This is a genomic window from Arthrobacter sp. 01T425 (assembly GCF_056398725.1).
Genome location: NZ_JBFTPY010000005.1, coordinates 54,586 through 79,584, shown reverse-complemented (window position 1 = coordinate 79,584; position 24,999 = coordinate 54,586). Strand labels below are relative to the sequence as shown.

At 66.7% G+C, this 24,999-nt stretch carries 22 protein-coding genes and 1 riboswitch; of the genes, 7 read left to right on the top strand and 15 right to left on the bottom strand.

Going from position 1 to position 24,999, the window contains the following annotated elements:
- Nucleotides 1-5: 5 nt before the first annotated feature.
- The 4 genes from AC1DNG_RS08040 to AC1DNG_RS08025 all read right to left on the bottom strand — a co-directional run bounded on the left by AC1DNG_RS08040 (nt 6) and on the right by AC1DNG_RS08025 (nt 4,866).
- A complete protein-coding gene (locus AC1DNG_RS08040; protein WP_028275394.1) occupies nt 6-1,529 on the bottom strand; it encodes a UDP-N-acetylglucosamine 1-carboxyvinyltransferase in 1,524 nt (507 codons plus the stop codon).
- Nucleotides 1,530-1,716: 187 nt separating this feature from the next.
- Nucleotides 1,717-2,520: an energy-coupling factor transporter transmembrane component T family protein gene (locus AC1DNG_RS08035; RefSeq protein WP_476887091.1), complete on the bottom strand. Its 804-nt coding sequence runs from the start codon at nt 2,518-2,520 to the stop codon at nt 1,717-1,719.
- Nucleotides 2,517-4,190 (bottom strand): ABC transporter ATP-binding protein, encoded by a 1,674-nt coding sequence (locus tag AC1DNG_RS08030; RefSeq protein ID WP_476887090.1) that lies wholly within the window; start codon nt 4,188-4,190, stop codon nt 2,517-2,519. Before AC1DNG_RS08030 ends, AC1DNG_RS08035 begins: the two co-directional genes overlap by 4 nt.
- A 28-nt stretch (nt 4,191-4,218) precedes the next feature.
- A complete protein-coding gene (locus AC1DNG_RS08025; protein ID WP_028275391.1) occupies nt 4,219-4,866 on the bottom strand; it encodes an ECF transporter S component in 648 nt (215 codons plus the stop codon).
- A gap of 66 nt (nt 4,867-4,932) precedes the next feature.
- Nucleotides 4,933-5,076: riboswitch (TPP riboswitch) on the bottom strand.
- 187 nt (nt 5,077-5,263) lie between these two features.
- On the opposite strand from AC1DNG_RS08025, the gene AC1DNG_RS08020 reads away from it, so the two are divergent.
- Together AC1DNG_RS08020 and AC1DNG_RS08015 are read left to right on the top strand one after the other, a co-directional pair.
- Nucleotides 5,264-5,809, top strand: coding sequence for a heme-degrading domain-containing protein (locus AC1DNG_RS08020; RefSeq protein ID WP_476871744.1), 546 nt, complete (start codon nt 5,264-5,266; stop codon nt 5,807-5,809).
- A 39-nt stretch (nt 5,810-5,848) separates the two neighbouring features.
- Entirely contained in the window at nt 5,849-6,112 is a 264-nt protein-coding gene (locus AC1DNG_RS08015) for a DUF4235 domain-containing protein (RefSeq protein WP_223915203.1), read from the top strand.
- Between the two features lie 146 nt (nt 6,113-6,258).
- On the opposite strand, the gene mnhG is transcribed toward AC1DNG_RS08015, so the two are convergent.
- From mnhG to AC1DNG_RS07985, 6 genes are read right to left on the bottom strand one after another with little or no spacing between them, the layout of a single operon-like run.
- Nucleotides 6,259-6,606: a monovalent cation/H(+) antiporter subunit G gene (gene mnhG, locus AC1DNG_RS08010; RefSeq protein WP_043434548.1), complete on the bottom strand. Its 348-nt coding sequence runs from the start codon at nt 6,604-6,606 to the stop codon at nt 6,259-6,261.
- Between the two features lie 31 nt (nt 6,607-6,637).
- Entirely contained in the window at nt 6,638-6,916 is a 279-nt protein-coding gene (locus tag AC1DNG_RS08005; protein ID WP_018774043.1) for an MrpF/PhaF family protein, read from the bottom strand.
- Nucleotides 6,913-7,458 carry a Na+/H+ antiporter subunit E gene (locus AC1DNG_RS08000; RefSeq protein WP_028275387.1) on the bottom strand — a complete coding sequence of 182 codons (546 nt, stop codon included), beginning with the start codon at nt 7,456-7,458 and terminating at the stop codon, nt 6,913-6,915. Before AC1DNG_RS08000 ends, AC1DNG_RS08005 begins: the two co-directional genes overlap by 4 nt.
- Nucleotides 7,455-9,083 carry a Na+/H+ antiporter subunit D gene (locus tag AC1DNG_RS07995; RefSeq protein WP_476850770.1) on the bottom strand — a complete coding sequence of 543 codons (1,629 nt, stop codon included), beginning with the start codon at nt 9,081-9,083 and terminating at the stop codon, nt 7,455-7,457. Before AC1DNG_RS07995 ends, AC1DNG_RS08000 begins: the two co-directional genes overlap by 4 nt.
- Nucleotides 9,080-9,601, bottom strand: coding sequence for a Na(+)/H(+) antiporter subunit C (locus AC1DNG_RS07990; RefSeq protein WP_230009245.1), 522 nt, complete (start codon nt 9,599-9,601; stop codon nt 9,080-9,082). Before AC1DNG_RS07990 ends, AC1DNG_RS07995 begins: the two co-directional genes overlap by 4 nt.
- Nucleotides 9,598-12,642, bottom strand: coding sequence for a Na+/H+ antiporter subunit A (locus AC1DNG_RS07985; protein ID WP_476887089.1), 3,045 nt, complete (start codon nt 12,640-12,642; stop codon nt 9,598-9,600). Before AC1DNG_RS07985 ends, AC1DNG_RS07990 begins: the two co-directional genes overlap by 4 nt.
- Before the next feature lie 225 nt (nt 12,643-12,867).
- On the opposite strand from AC1DNG_RS07985, the gene AC1DNG_RS07980 reads away from it, so the two are divergent.
- From AC1DNG_RS07980 to AC1DNG_RS07970, 3 genes are read left to right on the top strand one after another with little or no spacing between them, the layout of a single operon-like run.
- Nucleotides 12,868-14,268, top strand: a complete 1,401-nt coding sequence (locus tag AC1DNG_RS07980; RefSeq protein ID WP_476887088.1) for an MFS transporter — start codon at nt 12,868-12,870, stop codon at nt 14,266-14,268.
- Nucleotides 14,269-14,306: 38 nt separating this feature from the next.
- Entirely contained in the window at nt 14,307-14,789 is a 483-nt protein-coding gene (locus tag AC1DNG_RS07975) for a cation:proton antiporter regulatory subunit (RefSeq protein WP_028275382.1), read from the top strand.
- Between the two features lie 5 nt (nt 14,790-14,794).
- Nucleotides 14,795-15,991 (top strand): cation:proton antiporter, encoded by a 1,197-nt coding sequence (locus AC1DNG_RS07970; protein ID WP_476887087.1) that lies wholly within the window; start codon nt 14,795-14,797, stop codon nt 15,989-15,991.
- Between the two features lie 88 nt (nt 15,992-16,079).
- Here AC1DNG_RS07970 and dcd read toward each other — a convergent pair whose 3' ends face one another.
- The 5 genes from dcd to AC1DNG_RS07945 all read right to left on the bottom strand — a co-directional run bounded on the left by dcd (nt 16,080) and on the right by AC1DNG_RS07945 (nt 22,599).
- Nucleotides 16,080-16,655 carry a dCTP deaminase gene (dcd, locus tag AC1DNG_RS07965; RefSeq protein ID WP_026538211.1) on the bottom strand — a complete coding sequence of 192 codons (576 nt, stop codon included), beginning with the start codon at nt 16,653-16,655 and terminating at the stop codon, nt 16,080-16,082.
- Between the two features lie 78 nt (nt 16,656-16,733).
- On the bottom strand, nt 16,734-17,180 hold the full coding sequence (locus tag AC1DNG_RS07960; RefSeq protein WP_476887086.1) for an SRPBCC family protein: 447 nt from the start codon (nt 17,178-17,180) through the stop codon (nt 16,734-16,736).
- A gap of 235 nt (nt 17,181-17,415) precedes the next feature.
- Nucleotides 17,416-18,861 (bottom strand): tyrosine-protein kinase domain-containing protein, encoded by a 1,446-nt coding sequence (locus AC1DNG_RS07955; protein ID WP_476873828.1) that lies wholly within the window; start codon nt 18,859-18,861, stop codon nt 17,416-17,418.
- Nucleotides 18,862-18,915: 54 nt separating this feature from the next.
- Complete coding sequence (locus AC1DNG_RS07950; RefSeq protein WP_476873827.1) at nt 18,916-19,644, bottom strand: hypothetical protein; 729 nt, start codon at nt 19,642-19,644, stop codon at nt 18,916-18,918.
- A gap of 30 nt (nt 19,645-19,674) precedes the next feature.
- Entirely contained in the window at nt 19,675-22,599 is a 2,925-nt protein-coding gene (locus AC1DNG_RS07945) for a CBM96 family carbohydrate-binding protein (protein ID WP_476873826.1), read from the bottom strand.
- 440 nt (nt 22,600-23,039) lie between these two features.
- Here AC1DNG_RS07945 and AC1DNG_RS07940 point away from each other — a divergent pair, with 440 nt between their 5' ends.
- Nucleotides 23,040-23,492, top strand: coding sequence for an FAD synthase family protein (locus tag AC1DNG_RS07940; RefSeq protein WP_476887085.1), 453 nt, complete (start codon nt 23,040-23,042; stop codon nt 23,490-23,492).
- Nucleotide 23,493: 1 nt separating this feature from the next.
- On the top strand, nt 23,494-24,972 hold the full coding sequence (locus tag AC1DNG_RS07935; protein WP_476887084.1) for a glycerophosphodiester phosphodiesterase: 1,479 nt from the start codon (nt 23,494-23,496) through the stop codon (nt 24,970-24,972).
- The last annotated feature ends 27 nt before the right edge of the window (nt 24,973-24,999 follow it).

Genomic DNA, 24,999 nt, shown 5'->3' with positions numbered 1-24,999 from the left:
GGGGCTCAGTCCTGGAAATACTCGATCTTCGCCCCGATGGTGTTCAGCCGCTCAGCCAGGTCCTCATAGCCGCGTTCAATGACATAGATGTTCCGCAGCTCCGAGACGCCACGGGCCGCCAGCATGGCCAGCAGCAGGCAGGCGGCGGGGCGGAGGGCAGGCGGGCAGCCCACCTCGGCCGCTCGCCACTTGCTGGGCCCGTTGACGTAAATGCGGTGCGGATCGAGCAGCTGGACCTGGGCGCCGAGCTTGTTGAGCTCGGTCAGGTAGATGGCCCGGTTCTCGTAGACCCAGTCATGGATCATTGTCTGGCCGTGGGCGTTGGCGGCGATCACCGCGAAGAAGGGCAGGTTGTCGATGTTCAGCCCGGGGAAGGGCATGGGGTGGATCTTGTCCTCCGGCGCCCGCAGCTCCGAAGGCTTGGTGGTGACGTCCACCAGGCGGGTGCGGCCGTTGCGGGCAAAGTACTCCCCGGAAACCTCGAGCCGCTGGCCCATCTGCTCGAGCGTGGCGAGTTCGATTTCCATGAACTCGATCGGGACGCGGCGGATGGTGACTTCCGAGTTCGTCACGATGCCGGCGGTGATGAGGCTCATCGCCTCGATGGGGTCCTCGGACGGGAAGTATTCGATGTCGGCGTCGATCGACGGGCGGCCGGTGATCTTCAGCGTGGTGGTGCCAACCCCGGCGATGTCCACGCCGAGCATCTGCAGGTAGAAGCACAGGTCCTGCACCATGTAGTTCGGGCTGGCATTGCGGATGATGGTGGTGCCACGGCGGTGGGCTGCGGCCATGATGGCATTCTCGGTGACGGTGTCGCCGCGTTCGCTGAGCACGAAGGAGCGGTCGTGACCGTCCGACGGCGGCGCCTGCACCGCGTAGAACCCGGACTTCGCCTCCACGCTAAGGCCGAACTGGCGCAGTGCCTGCATGTGCGGCTGCACGGTGCGGGTGCCGAGGTCGCAGCCGCCGGCGTAGGGCAGCCGGTAGGTGTCGGCCTCGTCCAGCAGCGGGCCCAGGAGCATGATGACGCTGCGGGTCCGTCGGGCCGCCTCCACATCCATGGAGGCCAGGTCCAGGACGGCGGGGCGGCGGATCTGGAGGTCGTTGGCGTTGAGCCAGGTGCACTCGACGCCGATGCTGGTCAGCACCTCCACGATCCGGTTGACTTCCTCGATCCGGGCAAGCCTGCGCAGCGTGGTGGTGCCGCGGTTGATGAGGCTGGCGCACAACAGCGCGACGCCGGCATTCTTGCTGCTGTTGACGTCCACCGCGCCGGCGAGGGTGCGGCCGCCCTCGACGCGCAGGTGGGTCATCTGGGGCCGGCCCACCTTGACAATGCTGTGCCCGACGATCGCCTCCAGGCGCTGGATCATCTTCAGGCTCAGGTTCTGCTTGCCCTGTTCCATCCGGGCGATGGCGCTCTGGCTGGTGCCCAGCTCGGCGGCGAGTTGCCCCTGGGTCCAGCCCTTGGCGCCGCGCGCCTCGCGGAGCAGGATGCCTACGTGTTCAGCAGTCGGTTGAGTCATGCTCCCGAAAATATCACGCATGATTTATAAACCACGGCAATTCCGGCCGGAATGGCGCCAATCTCACACGGATACCCACGCCATGCGATAACCGGCAGGCCACCGGAACTCCCGGGCCGCCCCGCCGAAACTCCCGGGCCGCCCCGCCCCGCCGGGCTGCCCGGGCTGCCCGGCCGGCGGCGCCGGTCTACTGGCGGGTGAGGAAGACGAGGTTCCAGGTGCCCGCGCCGAGGGCCGCGGCGACGGCGGCGGCGGCGATGCCGAGCCCGCCCAGCAGCACCCAGGCATCGAGTCCGCTGAACGTGGAGGGCCGGGCCCAGGTCCGGGCGGCACCGCCGAACCCGCGGGCCTCCATGGTTACCGCGAGCCGCGAGGCGCTCCGGATCGCCTGCACCAGCAGGCCGAAACTCTGGCCCAGCGTGGCGCGGAACCGCTGATAGGGGTTGCCGCTCGAGCCCACGCCGCGGGCCCGCCGGGCCATGCCGATGGTCTGCCATTGCTCGGCCATGATTCCGACGAGCCGCATCGCGGCCAGGGTGCCCAGGACGAACCGGTGCGGCAGTTTCGCGTTCTGGGCCAGGGCGTCGGCCAGGTCCGTGGGGTCGGTGCAGCTCATCAGCAGCACCGCGGGCAATGCGATCGCGAGCCCGCGGAGCATGAAGCCGATCCCCAGCTGCAGGGAACCGGCGCTGACGGACCAGATTCCCGCATCGAGCAGGACGGGTCCGGAATCGGCCGCCAGGATGGCCGTGCTCCAGCCGCCCAGCGCCGCGGCGAGGATCAGCGGCCAGCCGCGCTGCCACAGCAAGGCCACAGTCAGGCCCGCCAGCGGCAGGAGCAGCAGTTCGAACGCCATCGCCACCGACGCCGACACCCAGTCAATGGAGAGCGCCAGGACCAGGGTGATCAGGGTGACCGCCGTGAACTTGGCGAGCGGGTTGGCTCGGGTCAGCAGCGCATGGTTGCCGCGCAGGCTCAGCGCGTCCCTCATGGCGAGGCCCCCTCCGGCAGCTCGAGATCCGGGCCGGGAGCGTCCGCGGCGGCGGTTTCCCGTGGCCGGAGGCGGAGTTCGGCGCCGCCGAGGACGGCGCTGAATTCGGCGTCGTGCGTCACGGACACGACGGCGGTGCCGGCGTCGAGGAGCTCGGAGAGGAACGAGGCGAGTTCGGCCCAGGTATTGGCATCCTGGCCGAAGGTGGGCTCGTCCAGGACCAGCACCTGGGGGTGCGCCGCCAGCACAGTGGCTACCGAAAGTCGCCGCTTCTCGCCGCCGGAGAGCGTGTAGGGGTTGGCGTCCACAAGCTCCGTCAGCCGCAGCCGCTCCAGCAGTTCGTCCACGCGGTCTTCGCCGTAGCCGAGGTGGCGCGGGCCGAACATGAGCTCGTCGAGGACCTTGCCGGTAACGAACTGGTGCTCGGGTTCCTGGAAGACGGTTCCGATCCTGGCGATCAGCTGCTGGGCCTTCCACCGGTAGGGATCGGGTCCGGCGCCGTCGCGTACGCGGCCGTCGCGTACGCGGCCACTGGAGCGACCGCTGGAGTGACCGGTGGCGGGGCTGCTCAGCTCCGCCGTGGCCGAGACTGTTCCCGCGACGGGCCGCAGGAGACCGGCCAGCGTCAGCGCCAGGGTGGACTTCCCTGTGCCGTTCTGTCCGGTGATGGTCAGCGCCTCGCCGGCGCGGACCCGGACCGAGACCCCGGACTGGACCGGACGCGGCGCGATGGTGCGGAAGCCGTCGCGCAGCCCGGCCCGCCGCGGCCGTTCGCGGGACACCGCGAGCGCGTCGGCCGCGAGCAGAGTCTGTCCCGCGCCCCGCGCCGGTGTGCGCATCCGCGTCGCCGGGACGTAGCCCGGCACCCAGACGCCCGCACCGATGAGCATGTCCCGCGCCTCGGCCAGGACCCGGTCCGGCGGTCCGTCAATCAAGACCGCGGAGTCCGTGGCGGACCCTGGCTGCAGCACCACGATCCTGTCCACCAGGTCTTTCCAGACCCCCACCCGGTGCTCCACGACCACCAGCGTGGCGCCTGTCCGGTCCAGGCAGCGGCCCACAGCGTCGCGGACCTCCAGGACGCCCGTGGGGTCGAGGTTGGCGGTCGGCTCGTCGAGCAGCAGCAGCCCTGGCCGCATCGCGAGGATCCCGGCGAGCGCGAGCCGTTGCTTTTGGCCGCCGGAGAGGGCCGCCGTCGGGTGGTCCAGCGGCAGCTGTCCCAGCCCGACGTCGTCGAGGGCCTCGCGCACGCGCGGCCAGATCTCCGCCGCCGGGACGGCGAGGTTCTCCGCCCCGAAGGCGACGTCGTCGCCGAGGCGGGAGAGCACCACCTGCGTTTCCGGGTCCTGCTGCACCAGCCCGGCGCGGCCGCGCTGCGCCCGTGGCGCGGCACCGTCGATCAGGAGGCTGCCGGTCTCGTCTGTGTTCTCGGCGTCGCCGGAGTCGCCGGGGTCCCCGGAGTCGCCGGCCGCGCCGTCGCCCAGAACGCCGGCCAGGGCGTGGAGCAGCGTCGACTTGCCGGCGCCGGAGGGCCCCAGCAGGAGCACGCGCTCCCCCGGCCGGATGTCCAGGTCAAGGCCGCTGACGGCGGGCCTGGTCCGTCCGGCATGCCGCCAGCCCCAGCCGCGGGCCGTGACGGCGGCCGGCCGGACGCCCGGTGAAGATCTCATGATTCTCTGCAGGATTCAGCGACGGGGCTCAGGAGAAGACGGGCTCCGTGGCGGCCTTGCGGGAGGCAAAGGAGCCCAGCACTCCGGTTTTCGCCAGGCCGCGGGTGGCGAGCCAGGCCAGTCCGCCGGCAATCACTGCGCCGGAGATCGTGGTGAAGACGATGTAGGCGAGCTTGTCGCCGGCTTCGTAGGCGATGTTCCAGCCCCACGGCAGGAAGGAGTCGTTCAGGCCGCAGAAGAGGCCAGCGCCGGCGCCGGCCAGCACGGAGACGGGCAGGTTGAACTTCTTGTAGAGGAAGGCCGCGAAGACCAGTTCGGCGCCGAGGCCCTGCAGGATGCCGGAGATCAGCACCGTGGTGCCGTACTGCGAACCCATGATGAGCTCGCCGGTGGCCGCGACGGTTTCGCAGAAGAGTGCGGCGCCCGGCTTGCGGATGATGAGCATGCCCAGCACCGCCGGGATCATCCAGCCGCCGGCGTAGAGTCCGCTCAACGGCGGGTAGACCGCGTTGACCGGAGTCGAGATCAGGTTCGCGCCCTGGGACCAGGCCCAGAAAATGACGCCGCCGGCAACGGCGATCAACGCGGCCACCACAATGTCCACCACGCGCCAGCTGTAGTTGCGCCGGGCGGATGAACGGCTGGCGGAACCATGCTGTGCTGAAATATCTGTCATGTCGTCCTCCTGAGGAACAGGAGGGGAGGGTGCGCCGGCCGGTCTCGGCTTCCGCCGCCCTCCGCGCACCCTGAGAACTCGACTCCCTTGCGCCGGTACTAACCGGATCAGGTTCGAGGGTCTGCGGCTGTCCGCACTCTCAGCGCCCACCAAAGGTTTCCCCGGATTGTTCCGGCGATGCCCGACGGCGGCGCTCCCCTGTCGTAATTATTTTCGCCCTTGTGGGCTGGCTCAGTTTACACCCGGACGGCCGGGTTTTCAGTGGTGTGCCGTCACAATCGTGGACCGGACGGCGGCAGTCCCGGCGGCCCGGAAATCCCTCTTGGTAGAGTCGTCGTGCCGGACCCCCGGACCCGCCAGCGGGCGGCCTCGTCACCCACCGGAAAGCTGGAATATTTTGTCGCACACACCGGTCACCCAAGATCCCTCCGGGGAATACGATCCCGACTCCAATGAGCCGCAGCCGCGGGGTTCCCTGGCGGCGCTCATTGGCCGCGTGCTGGCCGAGATAGAGGCGCTCCAGTTCGCGTCGTTCAGCAAGGATGACGCCCTGGACCTCGGGCTCCTCCTTGTCGAGCTGGGCAGGCAACGCTCGCTGCCCATCGCCGTCGACATCACCAAAGGTGAGCAGGTGCTCTTCCACGCCGCGCTGGACGGCGCCACACCGGACAATGAGCGCTGGATCAACGCCAAAAAGCGCACCGCCCTGCGGTACGAGGTCCCGTCCCTGCTGGTGGGCCTCCGGGCCCGCGCTGCCGGCGGAAGGATCGAGGACAACGCCTGGTGGGATCAGTCGGAGTTCGCCGCCCACGGCGGGGCGTTTCCCATCTACGTGCGCGGCACGGGCGCCGTCGCCGTCGTCACCGTCTCCGGCCTGCCCCAGAAGGCGGATCACGAACTCGTGGTCGAGGCCCTGCGGATGGTCCTCACCCCGGAACGCTAGGCTAGGGGAAAACCGTTCCCGTCCCAAGGAGACCGAAGAATGAACATCCTCATCAAGCTGCTCGGCACCGGCGTCAGCCTCCTGGCCGGCTTTGCCGGCACCAAGCTGGTGGACACCATGTGGGAAAAGTCCACGGGCAACAAGCCGCCCAAGGGCCAGGAGGACGACGTTCCCACCACCCTGCGCTCGGCCCTGACGTTCGCCCTGATCTCCGCCTCGGTCAGCGCCATCATCCAGGTGCTCGCCAACCGCGGCACCCAGCGCGCGATCACCCGCTTCGCCAAGACCCAGGACGTCGTCTGACCTGACGCGACTGGCCGCGGCGCCCGCCGCGGCAGTCGAAGGCCCCGGCCGGGTCCGCCTGGCCGGACGGGGGCGACGTGCCGGCCGGGTCCGCCTGGCCGGACGGGGGCGACGTGCCGGCCGGGTCCGCCGGGCCGGACGGGGGCTCAGCGGTCGTCGTCGTCCGCTCCGTGCGTGGCCGCCTGCTGGGCGGCCTTCTGGACTACCGCCTCGAGCTCGTCGGAGCTCAGCAGCTCCGGGTGCAGGTGCTTGGTCCGGTAGCCGGCCCGGCCCACCATGTGGGCGGACACGGGGACGGTGAGCAGCTGGAAGAGCCAGGCCACCAGCAGGACGGGCCACACCGACCAGGTGCGCATCTGCAGGCCGAGGGCCGCCAGCAGCAGGAACAGGCCGAGGACCTGCGGTTTGGTGGCCGCGTGCATCCTGCTCATGAGGTCCGGGAATCGCAGCAGCCCGATGGCGGCCGCGAGGGACATCAGGGCTCCTGTCACCATGAACACGGCGGAGACGGCGTCGATCACTGTGTCAGGATTCACGGACGCCCTCCCGCCTGTCGGCCACGAACCGGGCCACGGTGACCGAGCCGACGAAGCCGATCAGGGAAATCGCAACGAGCAGCATCAGGTTGTTCAGGTGCCGGTTGGCGGCCATGTCGATGCACAGGGCCGCGCCGAAGATGGCCAGCAGCACGTCGGCGGCCAGAACCCGGTCCAGCAGCGAGGGCCCCCGCGCGATCCGGACGATCGCCCCCGCGGCGGCCAGGGACAGTACGACGGCGGTCACCGTCAGGACGGTCTGCATCATGCGGCGGTCTCCTGTGTCAGGGCGGAAAGTTCGGCTTTGGTCCCCATGATCCGGATCAGCCCGGCCTCGGTGTCCCGGACCTCTTTGCGCAGCTTGGCCGCGTCCTCGGCATTGCGGACGTTGATGCCGTGGATGTAGAGCGTGGACGTCGACCTGTCCACCTCCACCACGAGGGACCCGGGAATCAGCGAGATCACGTGCCCGGTGGCCGTGACCAGGAGGTCCGAATGGCTTCGGAGCGGCACGGCTACGACCGCGCTGACCACATTGGGGCCGCGGACCACGGCCAGGTACAGGACCTGGAAGCTTGCCGCGACGACTTTTCCGAGGAAGATGAGGGCGAACGGCACGGCGCGGAGCACGTTGAAGCGGCCGCCGAGTTCCACCGGGGGCAGATAGAAAATGCGCGCCACGAGCACCGCGATGAGGGCGCCGAAGAGGAGATTGCCCGGGCTGAAGTTCTGCCAGAGCGCGCCCCAGACAAAGACGAGCCAGACCAGCAGCGGCAGTTCCTGGCGCAGCGAGATCCTTTTCCGGTTCATTTTCCGCCGCCCTCCCGGACCTGCACCGGGTGGAGCGACGGGGGCACCGGCGGCACGGGCGCGTCCGGGCCGAGCACGGCCTGGATGTAGGAGGTCCGGTCCAGCATCTCCTGGGCGGACTGGTCGGCCACCCTGAACAGCGGCCCGGCAAAGACCGTCAGGGCCACGCCAAAGACCACCAGGCCCAAGGTGGAGCCCACCATGGTGCGGGGCAGCAGGGTCACATTCGTCTTGCCGGCCCGGTCACCCGTGGCGGAGTCGGCCGGCGCTGCCAGGAGCACCGGATCGGGGTGTTCGGCGTCCCCGGGCTTGCGCCAGAACGCCCGGTTCCAGACCCTCGCGATCGCCAGCAGGGTCAGCAGGCTCGTCAGCACGCCGCCGATCACCAGGGCGTAGGCCAGCGGCGTCCCCAGTTCCACGCCTGCCTGAAGCAGCCCCAGCTTGCCCAGGAAACCCGAGAACGGCGGGATTCCGGCGAGGTTCATGGCGGGAATGAAGAACAGGACCCCCAATACCGGGGAGAGCTTGGCCAGTCCTGCCACGCGGTCCATGGACGAGCTGCCGCCGCGGCGTTCAATCAGGCCGGTCACCAGGAACAGGCTGGTCTGGACAGTGATGTGGTGGGCCACGTAGAACACCGCGGCGCCCAGACCGGCCACGGTGGACATGGCCAGGCCGAACACCATGTAGCCAATATGGCTGACCAGGGTGAAGGACAGGAGCCTCTTGATGTCACTTTGGGCCAGGGCGCCGAGGATGCCCACCACCATGGTCAGCAGCGCCGCGACCATGAGCGGGGCGTTGAGCGCATCCCCCGGGAATAGCAGCGTTTCCGTGCGGACCATCGCATAGACGCCCACCTTGGTCAGCAGCCCGGCAAACACCGCGGTGACCGGGGCCGGGGCGGTGGGGTAGGAGTCAGGGAGCCAGAAGGACAGCGGGAAGACGGCGGCCTTGATGCCGAAGGCCACCAGCAGCATGACGTGCAGCAGCGTCCGGGTGCCCTGGTCGAGGTCGCCGAGCTTGATGGCGAGGTCCGCCATGTTGATGGTTCCGGTGGCGCCGTAGATCATGGCGATCGCGATCAGGAACAGCACCGAGGACACGACGGAGACCACCACGTAGGTCACGCCGGCCCGGATGCGCGGGCCTGTCCCGCCGAGTGTGATGAGCACGTAGCTGGCCGTCAGCAGGATCTCGAAGCCCACGTAGAGGTTGAAGAGGTCTCCGGTGAGGAAGGCGTTGGACACCCCGGCCACGAGGATCAGGTAGGTCGGGTGGAAGATCGAGACCGGCGCGTCGCGGTCGCCGTCGGCCATGCCCTGTCCCGTTGCGTAGATCAGCACCGCAAGGCTCACGGCCGAGGACACCACGAGCATGAGGGAGGAGAACTGGTCCACCACCAGCACGACGCCCCACGGCGGCAGCCAGCCGCCGATGTTCACCGCGGCCGTGCCGCCATCCCAGACGGAGGCCAGCAGCCAGCATTCCAGCAGCAGTGTCAGCGTCAGCACGGCGATGCTGACCGCGCGCTGGACCCTGGGGTGATGGATGAGCAGAAAGGTCAGGGCGGCGCCCAGGATGGGGAGTACGACGGCGAGCGGGGCAAGGCTGGTGATGTTCACTCTCCGCCTCCTTCCGGGCTAGGGTCAACGTTGAGGGAACCGGGCTGTTCTTCAGAGGCGGCCTTGTCGGCCCGCACGGGGCGGTCACCGGACATGACCGTGGCCAGCGGGAACTCCGAAGTCTCGACCGGGATCACGGAGTCGTCCTCGGCATCGAAGCTTGGCGTTTCCGCGACGCGGCGGTCCTCGGCGTCGTCCTGGATTTCATCCTGGCGGGCCAGGACCCAGGTGCGGTAGATGATGCCCAGCATGAACGCCGTGACGGCGAAGGAGATCACGATCGAGGTCAGGATCAGGGCCTGCGGCAGGGGGTCGTTGTAGTCCCCCGCCGGGGTGTCCTTGTCGAAGAGCGGCGCCAGCCCGGCGTAGCCGCCGGTGGCGAGGATCAGCAGGTTCGTGGCGTTGGCCAGCAGCATGAGGCCCAGCAGGACCCGGGTGAGGCTGCGTTCGAGGAGCAGGTAGATGCCACAGGCGTAGAGGGCGCCCATGACCGTCAGCAGGGTCAGGTTGACGCTCATGTTCTCCCCTTGGCAGTGGTTTCCGCGTCGGCGGACTCGGCGGGGACCCCGCCCGGGAATCCTCCGCTGTCCTGGTCTTCGGCGGGTCCCTCTTCGGTCGTCTCGGGTTGTTCTTCGAAGTGCTCGTCGATCTCCGCGCCGAGGCTGCGCAGCACGTCCAGGGCCAGTCCGACGACCACGACGTAGACACCGATGTCGAAGATGGTCGAGGTGACGAACTTGATGTCGCCGAAGACGGGCAGCCACAGCTCCACGATGGCGCTCTGGAACACTTCGCCGCCCAGCAGCAGCGGCGTCATTCCGGCGGCAGCCGCCGTGGCCAGGCCGATCCCCAGCAGGGTGCCGGCGCCGACGGGTGTCGCTTCGCGCAGTTCGAAGCGGCCGCCGGCCAGGTAGCGGATGGTCAGGGCGAGGCCGGCGGTGAGGCCGCCGGCGAAGCCGCCGCCGGGCAGGTTATGGCCGGCGAGGAGCAGATAGATGGAGAACACGATCATCGAGTGGAAGATGAGGCGGGTGACCACCTCGAAAATGATCGAGCGGCGTTCGGGTGCCAGGGTCCGGCCGGCCACCAGCCAGGCGTCGCGAGTGGCGGCAGCGAACCGCCGGTTCATCGCCAGGGCGGCGTCTTCCCGGGTGCTGCCCCTGGCCCCGGTCCGCCGGCCCACGGTCCCTTCCGCGACGCTCGCGGATGTCCGGATGCGGTCACCGCGGCCGCGGACGAAGATGAGGCTGGCCACGCCGGTGGCGGCCAGGGCCAGGACCGAGATCTCGCCAAAGGTGTCCCAGGCCCGGATGTCCACCAGGGTCACGTTGACGACGTTGAGTCCGCCGCCGCCCTCATAGGCCAGTTGCGGGAACTGCAGGGAGACCGGCGGTGCCACCCGGGCGCCGAGGGCGTGGATGGCCACGAAAATCATGGTGACGCCGAATGCCAGGCCGATCACCACGCGGATGACCCGGTACTTGCCGCCGGTGCGGTCCCGCAGCCCCGGCGGAAGGCTCCGCATGGCCAGCACGAACGCCACCAGGATCATGGTTTCGACCAGCATCTGGGTCAGGGCGAGGTCCGGGGCTCCCTGCAGGGCGAACATCATGGCAATCCCGTAGCCGGTGACGGACACCATCAGGACGGCCAGGAACCGTTTGTTGGCGCGCACCGCGGCCAGCGCCCCGATCACGATTCCGGCGCCGGCCACCAGCTGCAGCGGCGAGCCTGGATCGATGACATAGAGGCCGGGCGGCAGCGGTTTGTTGGCCAGCAGCAGCGCCGTCAGCGGCAGGACGAACGCCACGGTCAGGATGACGGACAGGTAGAAGAAGAGCGAACCTCGCTGGGTCCGGCCAGTGATCCATACCGCGGTGTCGTCCAGGGCGCCGATCGTCTGCTGGTAGGCACGGTCGCTGTCGATCCAGCCCGGCACCAGCGCCTGCAGCCGGGCCACTGCGTTGCGGCCGTAGAACATGGCCAGGCCCAGGACGAACGTCACTGCTGTCAGGCCCAGGGCCGGGGTGATGCCGTGCCACAGCGCCAGGTGCCCGGGCGGTGCCTCGGAGCCGTGCACAAAAAGCTCCGCGTAGGGCTGGATCCAGGCGTCAACGGGGGCAGGCCACAGCCCGTAAAGGATTGTGAGGAGGCTCAGGACCGCAGGCGCGGCGAGGAACGCCGGTTTGACCGGCCTGAAGGCCGTGGGCTCCACGCCGGGCTTGAGGGCGAAGGCTCCCCACATGAACCGGGCGCTGTAGGCGAAGGTCAGGATGGAGCCCAGGACCACACCGGCCAGGAGCCAGGGTCCGGTCCCGGTCTCCGACTTGTACTGCAGGAAGGCCTCGAACACCGATTCCTTGGCGACGAATCCGGCCAGCGGGGGCACGCCCGCCATCGAGGCCGCGCCGATCGCCGCGACGACCGCCAGTGCCCTGGCCGATCCGTAGACGCCGGAGAGCTCGCGGATGTCCCGGGTCCCGGACTGGTGGTCGATGATGCCCACCACCAGGAAGAGCGTGGCCTTGAACAGCCCGTGCGCCAGGAGCAGGGCTATTCCGGCGAGTGCCGCGTCGGGAGTGCCGAGGCCCACCACCATGGTCATGAAGCCCAGCTGGCTCACGGTGCCGTAGGCGAGGATGAGCTTGATATCTGTCTGCCGGAGGGCCCGGTAGCCGCCCACCAGCATGGTGGCCAGGCCCAGGCCGAGCACGATCGGCAGCCAGGCCGCGGTGTCCGCGAATCCGGGGGCCAGCCGGGCCACAAGGTAGATCCCTGCCTTCACCATGGCCGCGGCGTGCAGGTAGGCGCTCACGGGAGTGGGGGCAGCCATTGCGCCGGGGAGCCAGAAGTGGAACGGCACCAGGGCGGATTTGGTGATCGCACCGATCAGGATGAGGACGACGGCGGCGTTCACGACCCCGCCTGCGGGGCCGGCGACCAGGGTGGGAGCCAGGTCCATGATGGCCTGGATCCGGTAGGTTCCGGCCGTCGAACCGAGCATGATGAGCCCCACGAGCATGGCCAGGCCGCCGGCGGTGGTCACCACGAGTGCCTGCAACGCCGAGCGCCGCGCGGACAGCCGGGTGCGGGCGTAGCCGATCAGCAGGTAGGACAGCACTGTGGTCAGTTCCCAGAAGATGAACAGCAGCAGAAGGTCATCAGCGGTAACGAGGCCGAACATCGCCCCGGCGAAGGCCAGGAGCTGGGCGCCGAAACCGCCGAGGTAGTCGTCCTTGTCCTTGAAGTAGCGGGCGCAATAGACCAGCACCAGCGCGCCCACCCCCAGCACCAGCAGGGACATGACCCAGGCCAGGGCGTCCATCCGGAACGCGAGTTCGAGCTGCAGCCCGGGAATCCAGGGGATGACTTCGGTAATCGCCCCGTCAGAACCTGAATAGACTGTGCCTGAATAGACTGCGTCGTGCTGCAGCAGCAGCCAGATAAAGGAGGCCGCGGGGACCGCGGCCAGGGCGAAGAACGAATTCCTGCCAAACTTTCGGAACAGCAGCGGGGCCACAGCAGCCACCGCAAAGTGCACGGCAAGGACTGTGATCACTGGTATCTCCGCAACGTCAGAAAGTCGATTGTCAGCAAGTTGGAGCAGGCGGGTCATTTGTTAGGTTCGGTGCCGTCAGTTTACCAAGCGTGTACAAATTCTTTTGGCCGAGACACCGGTCACTGAACAATTCGACGCAAATGTGAAGCCGGGGCTAAACCCTGCCTGGCAAAACCCCCTGCCGCTCCCCCTCGGAGGACGCCCGGGGCGGCTACGATTCTGGCTATGAACACTGCCGCCGCCCCAGAGGCCATGCGCCCCTCGGAACTGGAATCGGGAAGTCCCGTCCCGCACCGTGGCCGGATCCTCGCGTGGGCCTCGTGGGACTGGGGTTCGTCAGCCTTCAATGCCGTCATGACAACGTTCGTTTTCACCGTCTACCTGACCTCCAAGGCATTCGGCGGGGAGGACCAGGCCTCGGCAGTCCTGGGCGCCGCGCTGGCCGTCGCCGGCGTGGCCGTTGCCCTCCTGGCCCCGGTCACCGGGCAGCGCTCGGACACGGGCGGCCGGCGGAAGATGTGGCTAGGGGTCAACACGGCCGCCGTCGTCGTCCTGACCGGGTTGTGCTTCTTTGTCTTCCCGCGGCCGGACTTCCTGATCCTGGGCGTCACGCTCATAGCGCTGGGCAACGTCTTCTTCGAGTTTGCCGGGGTCAACTACAACGCCATGCTCACCCAGATCTCCACCCCGCGGAACATCGGCAAAGTGAGCGGCTTCGGCTGGGGAATGGGGTATCTCGGCGGCATCGTCGCGCTGCTGGTTGTGCTCCAGCTTTTCGTCCAGCCCAGCGTGAACTGGTTTGGCGCCTCCACCGCGGACAGCCTGAACATCCGGCTGGTGGCGGTGTTTTCGGCCCTGTGGTTCCTCGTCTTTGCACTGCCCGTGCTGTTCGCGGTCCCGGAGCTGCCGCGCTCGGACCGGGGCGCAGGACTGGGGTTCCTCGCCTCCTACGGCCTGCTCGTACGGCGCATCAAGGCGATCTACCGGACCAGCCCGCACACCATCTACTTTCTCCTCGCGAGCGCCATCTTCCGGGACGGGCTGGCAGCTGTCTTCACCTTCGGCGGGGTGATCGCGGCCGGCACCTTTGGCTTCGAGCTCAAGGACGTCATCTTCTTCGCGATCTTCGGAAATGTCGTGGCGGCCGCCGGCGCCATCCTCGGCGGCTTCCTGGATGACAGGATCGGGCCGAAGACCGTGATTATCGCGTCTCTGGCCGGCCTGCTGGTCGCGGGTACCGCGATCCTGGTCCTCGGCAACGGCAGTTACAAGTTCTTTGGCATGGCCTGGGCAGGGACCACCACGTTCTGGGTCTTCGGCCTGCTGCTGTGCCTCTTCGTGGGGCCGGCCCAGTCGTCCTCCCGCGCCTACCTCGCCAGGCTCGCCCCGCACGGCGAATCCGGCGAGCTCTTCGGCCTCTACGCCACCACGGGCCGGGCCGTAAGCTTCCTCGCCCCCGCGCTCTTCACGCTGTGCATCGCCGTCGCCGCACCCTTCGTAGCGGAGGGCGAGGCCCAGCGCTGGGGCATCCTCGGCATCATGGTGGTGCTGCTCGTGGGCCTGCTCGTGCTCCTGCCGGTCAAGGCCCCCGATCAGACCGAAATCGCGGTGGTCCCCGAGTCCTGAGGCGGCCGAATCAACGGTTCGCGCACTAGGCTGAGGGTATGAACGTGGATGAGACGGACCTCCCCGGCCTCGGCCGGCGCAAGGACTTCATGACTGCCTCCGGACGCCGGATCGGCGTTGTCGAATACCGCGAGGGCCAGACGGAACTCATCGTCTCGACCTGGGACGATCCTGACACCTGCCAGGCCTCTGTCCCGCTGACTGCGGATGAGGCCGCCGCCCTGGGCAACCTCCTGGGCGGCCAGCGCATCGCCATGCAGCTCTCGGAAGCCCACCGGGAAATCCCGGGTATTGTCACGCGCCAGTTTTCGATCAGCGCTGAGTCACCCTTCCAGAACCAGCCGATGGGGAAGGCGTGCATCCGGACCCGCAGCGGGGTCTCGATCGTGGCTATTATGCGCGAAGGCGAGGTCGTGCCCTCCCCGGGACCCGACGTCGTCCTCCACCCCGGTGACCTCCTCGTTGCGGTGGGTACGCAAGAAGGCCTGGACACGGCGGCCGGCATCCTGCGCAACGGATAAGCCGGATGGATCCGCTCGCGCTGACCCTGATCGAGCTGGGGGCCGTCGTCTTCTGCCTCGGCCTGCTGGCCAGGTTGGCCGGGCGGATCGGCATGTCCCCCATCCCGCTCTATCTGGTGGGCGGGCTGTTCTTCGGGGCCGGGGGCCTGGTCAAGCTCGAAGGCATGCACGAGTTCGCGCACCTTTCCGGCGAGATCGGCGTAATTCTCCTGCTGCTTATGCTTGGGCTGGAATATACGGCGTCCGAGCTCGTCACCGGCCTGCGGCGGTCCTGGCAGGCCGGCGTCCTGGACCTGCTGCTCAATTTCCTGCCCGGTGCCGGGCTCGCGGTGATGCTGGGATGGGGCGTCGTGGGGGCCATGGTGATGGGCGGCGTCACCTACATTTCATCCTCCGGGATCGCCGCCAAGGTCATCACGGATCTTGGCCGGATCGGCAACCGGGAAACTCCGGTGGTCCTGTCCATCCTGGTGTTCGAGGACCTCGCCATGGCCGTGTACCTGCCGGTTCTGACCGCCACGCTGGCCGGCGTCAGCATCCTGCTGGGGCTGCAGACGGTGGGGATCTCCCTGGCCGTCGTCAGCCTGGTCCTGGTGGTGGCCCTGCGGCACGGACACCACGTGTCCAAGGCCGTGCACAGCGAAAACTCCGAGGTTTTCCTGCTCAACCTGCTGGGCGCTGCACTTCTGGTCGCGGGGCTCGCGGCCGCGATGCAGGTTTCCGCAGCAGTGGGCGCCTTCATGCTCGGCATCGCGATTTCCGGCGCCACGGCCCACAGCGCCACCCGCGTCCTGGAACCGCTCCGTGACCTCTTCGCAGCCATCTTCTTTGTGGTTTTTGGCCTCAACACCGACCCCCGGTCCATCCCCCCGGTCCTGGGCTGGGCCCTGCTGCTGGCCCTGGTGACGGCAGCCACCAAGGTGGTCACCGGGTACTGGGCGGCCAAGCGGGCCGGGATTGGCATTCCCGGCCGCTACCGCGCGGGCGCGGCCCTGATCGCACGCGGCGAGTTCTCGATTGTCATCGCCGGCCTGGCCGTTGCCTCCGGCGTGGTGCCCGCCGATCTGGCAGCCCTCGCCACCGCCTACGTTCTGATCATGGCGATCGTGGGGCCGCTGGCCGCCCGCTTTGTGGAGCCGCTGGTCCGGCTCCTGCGCCGTCCGGCACGGCGGCCCGCGTTCCGGACCCCGGGCCCGGCGTAACGCTGCCGCCCTGCGACTCAGCGCACTGGGTGCCCGGCCAGGAGGCTGGCTTGGCCGGCGCGGCCGTCCGGCCTGGCAGCCGTCCCGCCTAGATGTTGGTGAGGTGGAAATTCAGGTGGCTGCGGCTGGCCGTGGGCCCGCGCTGGCCCTGGTAGCGGTTACCGTATTCCCCCGAACCGTACGGGTGCTCCGCGGCCGAGGACAGCCGGAAGAAGCACAGCTGGCCGATCTTCATGCCGGGCCAGAGCTTGATGGGCAGCGTGGCCATGTTGGACAGTTCCAGCGTGACGTGGCCGGAGAATCCGGGATCGATGAAACCCGCCGTCGAGTGCGTCAGTAGGCCGAGCCGGCCGAGCGAGGACTTGCCCTCGAGGCGGGCCGCGATGTCATCCGGCAGCGTCACGGTCTCGTACGTGGAGCCAAGGACGAACTCCCCCGGGTGCAGGATGAACGGCTCGCCGGACTCAACTTCCACCAGGCGGGTCAGCTCGGGCTGTTCCTCGGCCGGGTCAATGTGGGCGTATTTGTGGTTGTCGAACAGCCGGAAGAACTTGTCGATCCTGACGTCCACCGAGGACGGCTGGACCATGTCGGGGTCGAAGGGTTCGAGGACAATCCGCTGGGAGTCAATTTCGGTTCGAATGTCGCGGTCAGAGATCAGCACAGGTTCAAAAATACCGCACGGGGCCCTGCCCGGCTTCATGAACGGGTGCAGCCGCCAAGTGTTACTCCAACAGGGCGTCTATTCCGTAGCGGGCATATCTTCGAGGAGGGACTTGAGCCGCTCGAGTTGGCCGACCTCGGCCTTCATCCGCCGGCGGAAGGGTTTAGTCAGGCGGACAATGAACCCCCTGGGCTCGTAGTTCAGGGCGAATCGGACGCGGGTGCTGGGACCCTCGGTGCTCAGGTAGTAGCCGCCGTGCGGCCGGGCCGGCCCGACGATGACCTGGTACTGGATCTCAGCCCCCGTCCGGGCTTCGACAATTTCGAAGTCTGCGGCCACGGGTCGTCCGCCCGGTCCGGCGACCGTCTGCCGGTACACGGCACCTTTGGCGCCGGCGGCACCGGAGTGTAGTTCCACGCTCCGGACCCCCTCCCGCCAGAGTGGCAGGTGGCCCGGGTCCAGGAGGAAGTTGTACACGCTCATGGCGTCACGGTGGATGACGACGTCGTACTCTGCGAATGCCACGAAAATCCTTGCTTGGCGGACGGCAATGGGCGTAGCCCGCTTCCCCCAACACTGCAGCTAACCAATTCAGGATATTCGCCCGGACCGCCAGTACCGCGGCGGCTCCAGGTCCTTTACCGAAGAGTTACGGGGCCACCCCAGGGCGGTCGTCGCTCATCGCCCTGCGGGGCCCGCCAAAGAAGACCCGCCAAAGGGCCCCGCCAAAGGCAGGGCCCGGACAACCCGGCAGTCATCATCAGGTTTCCACACTCGCGAACTTGCCACGGCGAACGTGGGCGGGCCGGAAGGAACCGTCGTCGCGGTTGTCGACGGGAGGGATGCGATCGGGATGTTCGGCGCCGTATCCGGCAACGTACGCCGTGTTGGCGTCGGGGCCCCGACGGGGGATCCTGTTTTGGACGACGCCGAGAATGTTGGCGTCGACAAAATTGAGCTGGTCGATTGCCTTGGCCAGGCTGTGTTGGCTCACCCTCTTCGTTCCGACCACCAGCAACACGCTGTCGGTGCTCTTGGTCAGCACACTGGCGTCGGTGACGGGGAGGATGGGCGGGGAATCGACGATGATCACGTCGAACTTTTTCTGCAACTCCTCCAGAAGGCGGCTCATGGCTGCTGAACCGAGCAGTTCACTGGGATTGGGCGGCAGAGGACCCGAGGCCAGCAGCGCCAAACCGTCGTCGGACCAGTACTGGATGCTGTCGTCGAGGCTGGACGTTCCGACAAGGACAGTGGTGAGTCCGATGCCCCCCTCGATTCCAGTCGCTGAAGCAACTGAGGGAAGACGAAGATCCGCATCCACGAGGATGACCTTCTGGCCGCCCTTGGCGATCGTGACGGCAAGGTTCAGCGCGACCGTGCTCTTCCCCTCCCCCGCTGACGCGGAAGTAACAACGATCGAGCGCATCGGCCGGTTCACACCTGCGAACTGGAGGTTCGTTCGAAGCTTGCGGAACGCCTCCGCGCCCGAACCGCCCAGGACCGAGGGAGGGGCCCCTGGCAGACGGCCGGCAGTCTGTTCAGTGATTCCTGCCAAGAGCGGCAGATCAGTCATCTTGCGCAAATCCGATTCCGTCCGGATGTTGCGGTCCAGGACATGGCGCAATACGGCCGCCGCGATTCCGGCCGCGAGCCCGTACAAAAGGCCCAGGCCGAGGTCCAGCTTCGCGTTGGGGCTCGACGGCTCGGTCGGCGTGGTGGCGTGGTCCACCGGGCTGAGCCGGACCGGGGTCGGCGTTCCGTTCGTGGGCCGCTCCAGGTCAGCGACAGCCGTGATGAGGCTGGCAGCGACGGCGTTGGCGATGTCGGCGCTCCGCTGGGCGGAGCCGTCCCTGGCTTCGATTTCGATGATCACCGTATTGCGCGCGGTGGATGTCTTGATCTTGGCGGCCAAGGCTTCCGGGGTCATGCCGAGGTTGAGCTTGTCGATGACGGGTTGGAGCACGGTCGGTTTTGAGGTGACGTCCACATACGATTGGACGCGCGCCAATGCGAAGACACTGCCCTGTTGCAGTTCCGCGGACGTTTCCGAGTTCTGCGTCGAAACGAAAAGGCTCGTCGATGCCGTGTAGGACGTGGGAGTCAGCAAGGATGCCACGCCCGCGAGTATCGTTCCCAGCAACGCCAGGACAGTGATCAGGCGCCAGCTTCGGCGCAAAATAAGCAATTGTTCACGGACGTCCATTGCGGGTCCTTTCACAGGCGGTGGTTGCAGCATTCCAGGCGAAGCGGCGCGTTTTCATGCGGCCAGCCAGGTGTAGCATCCATCCGACACGACGCGGGCGGTGCCGGCCGGGATGGTGAAGGCCGACGTACCGTTCGATTGCGCAATCGACCCGCCTGCTGCATCGTAGGCCACCAGTGTGCAGTTCGAGGAGGGATTCCATGCCTCGTACTTACCTGCGGAGATTGAACCACCGCCTTCCTTGGGCGCTGCCGCACCGATGGTGAAGTCGCCGTCGGTGAAGCCGCGGCGCGCGGCATCGAGCTCGGGCTGGAGCCCGGGACAGAGATCATTAATGGCAGCGACCACCTCCGCGTCCACCTTCTCGATCAAGTGGGACACCACGGCCTTCTGGTCCGTGGCTTTCACATTTTCCAGTTGGGCGCAGCTTTCCTGTCCGACTTGAAGGACAGCGTTCGGGTCGGTGCCCTGGGGGACCCGTGAAGCGAGATACCGCTGCTCGGGAGGCGCAAAAGTGGGCTTGGGTGCAGCCTGCGGGGTTTGCGCCTCGCCGGAGGCGGCGGGGGTGTTAGCAGGTGCCGCTGTCTTGGCTCCCGTGGCGGGAGCCGAGGGGGAAGCCCCCGGAGGAGCGGCCGGAGCCTCAGAAGCTGAGGCGGACGGGGAGGATGAGTTGGCGGACGTGGACGTGGCGTTGGGATTTCCGGGGGAGGTGCAACCGGCGGCTGCGAAGACCGCAGCCGCCAGAAGCACCATTCCCAGGGATTTCGAGAGACCGTTATACATGGGATGTTTTCTTTCGAGAGCTATTTTTACCTAGGGATTCGGCTCGAAGTTCAGGACCAGGGCCGGACGTTTGGCAGCAGTGGCTTCCCGCGAGAAGAACCACATGTTGTCGGTTCCAGCGCTCTGCATCGAGAAGTTGATGTCACCTGCGAGCGCTGCCGAGATTGCGGCCGCGTCGAGCGAAATTGAGTACGACGCGTTCGGTGCCGTCGGACCGGCCAGCGTTCCCAGCAAGGTGCTGCTGGTTTGTGGGCGGTTGTTGTAGGTCGTCGTCGCCTCGGACCAGTCACCGGCCATCGCCACCGTCTGCTGTGGATCGGCGGACCCGGCAAAGGAGTCCGCGGTAGTTGAGAACTTCAAGGTCGCCGACACGAGGTGCTGGCCCGCAGGAACCTGCGAGGACGCATTGAACCTCATGTAGGTGATGTAAGCCGACGTACCCCTGGTGGCCAGGGTCGTGAAGGACCCTGTTGCGGTATTCGGCGCTCCCGCATTCACGTAGGTGTCGGCGGTCGGTGTCAGCGTGAGCGTGACCGGCTGCGGGAGCGGGACCACCGTTGCGGATGCTTCGTTGGACGGGCCGCTGATGTTGCCGGCCTCGTCGGCGGCGAGAACCTGATAGTAGGACGTTCCGGCCGGACGGCCCGCGTCAGTCCAGCTGAGCGTGCTCCCGTTCACCGTGGCGACGAGGCTGGCTGCTGACGGGGTGAACCCGCTGGTATCGGAACGGTGGACCTGGTATGCCGTAACCCCGACGTTGTCGGTGGTTGCGTTCCAGGAAACGGCCACATCACTGGCATGTACCGCGGCCGCAACTCCTGTCACGGCCGCGGGAGCTTGTGTGTCGGGGACCGGCTGTCCGATTCCCTTGCCGATGTTGAAGTGGTCGGTGACCTGAGCCGCCGAAAGCACCGTCGGGTACACGGCGAACTCGTCGATGGAGCCGGCGAAGTAGTTGCTCGAAGGCCGCAACGGCCAGCTGTTCAGCTGGTCTCCGCCAATCTTCCACGAACCCCAGTAGCCCTGCGCTGCAGTCTGGTTCGGCAGCGCGCCGATCTGGGTTCCATCCACGTAAAGCCGCATGCCGTCGCTGCCCTGCGTCGCCACGGCGTGGTGCCAGGCGTTGTCGTTGTAGGGCAGAACCGAGCTAACCGTCCTTGTGCCGTTGACGTAGACACCGTAGATCAGCGTGCCCGCGTTCGTCATGTAGAGGTTCCGGTCGTAACTGCTGCTGAGTCCGGGATTGGTACCGTGCCGGTTGGGCTGGCCACTGCCGAAGCCGAAGATCTTCCCGCCCCGGGTCGTGTTCGTCTTGAACCACACCTCCGCGCTGTAGACGGTGGGCGCATTGCCCCGATTCTGGCCGTAGGCGAATGCGCTCGTGCCATTGAACGTCGTCGAGCGGCTGGTGTCATTGGCAATGGCTCCGGTGTCGCCGGCAAATGCCGGTCCGCCATAGCTCAGTTCCAGGTTGTTGCCCGCAGAGCTGTCGGCGCCGACCGTCGGACCGTTGCCGTCAAGCCGCCAGTACGTACTGGCACCTGCCCCAAGGACAGCGGCCGGGTAGGCTGCGGTGTTCCTCGCTGTTGTGACGGCCACCGAGGCCGAGAGCGGACCGGTGTTGGTGCCGTCAGTCGCCCGGACGCGGTAGCTGTACTGCGTTCCGGGTACGGCTGTCTTGTCCGTGAAGGACACCTGGCCTGTCGACCACCACAGCGAGCTGGCATTAACAGTTCCCAGCGGGGTCGAAGAGCCGTTCCGGTAGACGCTGTAGCTCAGCTCCGAGTCGTCGTTGTCGAGGCTGGCCCGCCACCGGATCTGGTTTTCGCCGGCCTTGAGGCTTTCCGCGCTGACGTTGCTGGGCGAGGAAGGTGCCACAGTTCCCGGGCCGGGGCCGAACCTGGTCAGGCCCTGCTGGGCGGTGCCGTTGGTGGTGGTGAATTCGCCGGCGACCCAGAGCATGTCGCCCGAACCCCGATTCGTGTGGACGATGGCCCTGGGGCCAATGCCTTCACCAATCCCGTCGTTGGTATCAGGGCTCCACCCCAATTGGGGTGCCGGGGCGTTGACGCTCTGTGCCGTCAGGTGCTGCCGGACGCCGTCAGCCATTTCATTCATGGTCGAGCAGTCGTGCTCGTGGCTGGCGGCGTAGAGGACACCGCCATAGACGTCCACCGCCTGGGTGGCTCCGAGGCAGGTGTCCCTCCACACCTGGTCGTAGGTGTCAAGGCTGAATCGTGCCCGTCCGTCGAAGACGCCGCCTCCGGTGCCCTCGTTGCCGATGTAGAAGTTCTGCCCGTCGTCAACGATGGATTTTGTAAATGACGTGCGCGAGATGAACGTTGCGCCGTATGCCCTCACGTTCGCGCCGGTGTTCGTGTCGACGACGGCGATCGACTGGGATGCCACGCCGTTCACAGTTGCGAAATCGCCACCGAGGACGGCCACGTTGCGGCCGGCGGGGATGTCCAGCGCGCGGGCTGACGCGTTGACGGCCGGCGCCCATGGAAGGAGCGCGCCGTTTGAGTCCATGGCCGCGTAACGGCTGCGGGCCTCGGTCCCGACCGTTTGGAAGTCGCCACCGAAATAGACGGCGGTGTCGGTTGCGGCGATTGTCCGGACTGTGGCCGAGACGATTGCCGGCCGGAAGGTCGTGTCTACCGTGCAGCCAGGAAGCTTGACGGCAGCGATGCGGGTGGTGTTGACGCCGTTGATGGCCCCAAACAGACCGCCCACATAGAGCCGACTGCCGTCCGGAGTTACCGCCAGGGCACGAACGGTTGTACCTGTGCCGCCCGTCACTGACAAGGCGCAGGAAGTCGGGTTACCGGTGAACGCGTCGAAGGCCGCGAAGTTCACCGCATTTCTTGACTGGGCGCTACCGGCGGCGGTGCCAGGAGGCCGGATCTGGGTGAAAGTTCCGCCGGCGTAGACAACACCGTTTGACTGGGCCATGGTCCAGGCAACGCCGTTTGTCTGCCAAGTCGGGAGGGCGTTGGCGGAAAACGCAACTCCCGGAGATAGAGCGAGCGCGGAGCTGCTGGTGGCAATTAACGGCGCCACCGCTAGCGCTATGCCCGCTAGAACAGCTGGGATTTTTTGACGCATGGAGTCCCCCCCGGTTACGTAATCATGAACTTCAGGGCTGAAGCTACCAAGATCAAATCAGCAAAGACCAAGGGCGGGAACGGTTGCTCCTACTAGCTTTTCCACCCCTCCTACTTGTCTTACTAGTCCCGCTACCTGCTTTAGCCGCCCGCCCACGCGTTTCTCCCCAAAGTGCTTTCCGTCAGCCAATAACACCCTCAGCATGGAATTGGGGGGACCAGCCCAGCGCCTCGACGGCCGGCCGGTGCCTATGACCTATTCGGCATTCGTGAAGAATCGAGTTCGTTGTGACTGTTCGTATCGGCTATGCATCCGGTGTCTACGATCTTTTCCATGTCGGGCACCTCAACCTGCTCAAACATGCACGGTTGCACTGCGACTATCTGGTCGCGGGAGTGGCTTCCACTGAAGCGACACTGCTCGTGAAGAACAGAGAGCCTGTCGTGCCTCTTCATGAACGGCTTGAGATCGTCAGGAATATCCGGCTTGTCGACGAGGTGGTGGTCGACAACTACCCGGACAAAGTAGACGCCTGGCATGCCGTTGGCTTCCACGTAATTTTCAAAGGCGATGATTGGCGCGGAACAGAAAAGGGAAACCGCCTCGAAGCCGGCATGCTGGCGCTCGGCGTCGAGGTGGTGTATTTTCCCTACACCGTTCACACCTCCAGCACCCTGCTGCGGCGCGCCCTGAACCTGCTTGATGGCGGCCTTGAAGACAACGAGTCATTGAAGGCGTGAAATGCAGGCAAATCGAAGTGCGGGGAAATCAGGAACCGGCACTGGGAATATTCCGGACAATCGCAGAGCGCTCTCCCGGCGCCAGGCCATCTTCCTTGGAGCATCGGGATTATTTCTGGCCGGATGCACGCCCGCTCGTCCGCCTGTTCAAGCTCCACCAATTCACACAGTAGCCACGCTATTCGAAAATGATCGTTTTATTGTGGCTCACCGCGGCTCAGGAGATAACTGGCCGGAACACACTATGCATGCCTATGAGCAGTCGGTGAATTCCGGTATTCCGGCGCTCGAAGTTTCGGTGAACGCCACCAAGGACGGCGTGCTGGTGTGCCATCACGACCAAAGTGCGCTCAGGGTGACCGGGCAAAACCGCAAGGTCGCGGAACTTACCTATGCCGAGCTCAGCGGCCTCCGGGTCGATGCCCGCGCTTGGCTTGGTCCGTCGACGGCCCTTGAGCCCATTCCGAAGCTACGGGACGTCCTTGACCGGTTCGCGGCTTCGCATGTCATCTTCATCGAAGACAAACAAGGCACGAACACGAGAACGCTTCTTGACCTGATGGACAGCTACCCGAATTCCACCGAGCATTTCATCTGGAAGCAACCGGCCCCCGCCCTCCAGGTTGCGGCAGCCGCCAAGCGCGGCTACAAAACGTGGGGGTACTTCATGCCGGATGCCATTCCCCGTTTGGACGAGCTCGCCGCCGGATTCGATTATCTTGGCGTTTACCACACCGCCGATGACGCGACGGTCCGCAAGGTCGTGGCCTACGGCAAGCCCGTCATTTGCTGGGAAATCCATACCCGTTCCGCTGCCAACCGCGTGACCAGCCTGGGCGTTCAAGGCCTGATGTGCTCAAACATCCCCTATGTGACATCGGCGACCGCGGAATCTCAAGACACGTTCTCGACCGGTTCCCGGGCCGCCGGCGACCTTCCTTGGACTGTTGACCAAGGCTGGGGAGCCCAACCGGTGATCGACGCGGCATCGGCATCAGTAGTGCTGGATAAAAGCGAGAACTTCAGCTACCGGCTGGGTTCAATGGGTCCTGTCACGAAAGAGATCCACAGCATTACGTTCGAAATGTGCTGGCCCCAGGAACTTCCGTCGAACCTTCAGCACGCCGGAATCGCGTTCGGGCAACAGGATGACAACCCCTACCGGGTGTTGGTGCCAAGCAGCGTCGGGGGATATCACCTGATCATTCGGCCGGCCGGAGAGCTGGTCCTGTACCGGCGCGACCCAGGCAATCCCGCCGGCACACGGCTACAGACGATCGCGACGTCACCCGTGAAGCCCGGAGAATGGATGCACTTCAAAATCGACGTTACGCCGTCCTCCATCCGGTTCTCGAGGGTAGACGGCGCCGGCTGGTCAGGCGAGACGATGGACCGGGAGTATCGCGGGGGCTACATCAGTCTCTGCAAGGATTACCCTGCCCCGGTCCCCGTCCAGTTCAGGGGTGTCACGGTCACCTAGACCGGATGCCGGTCAGGGCCGGCCACC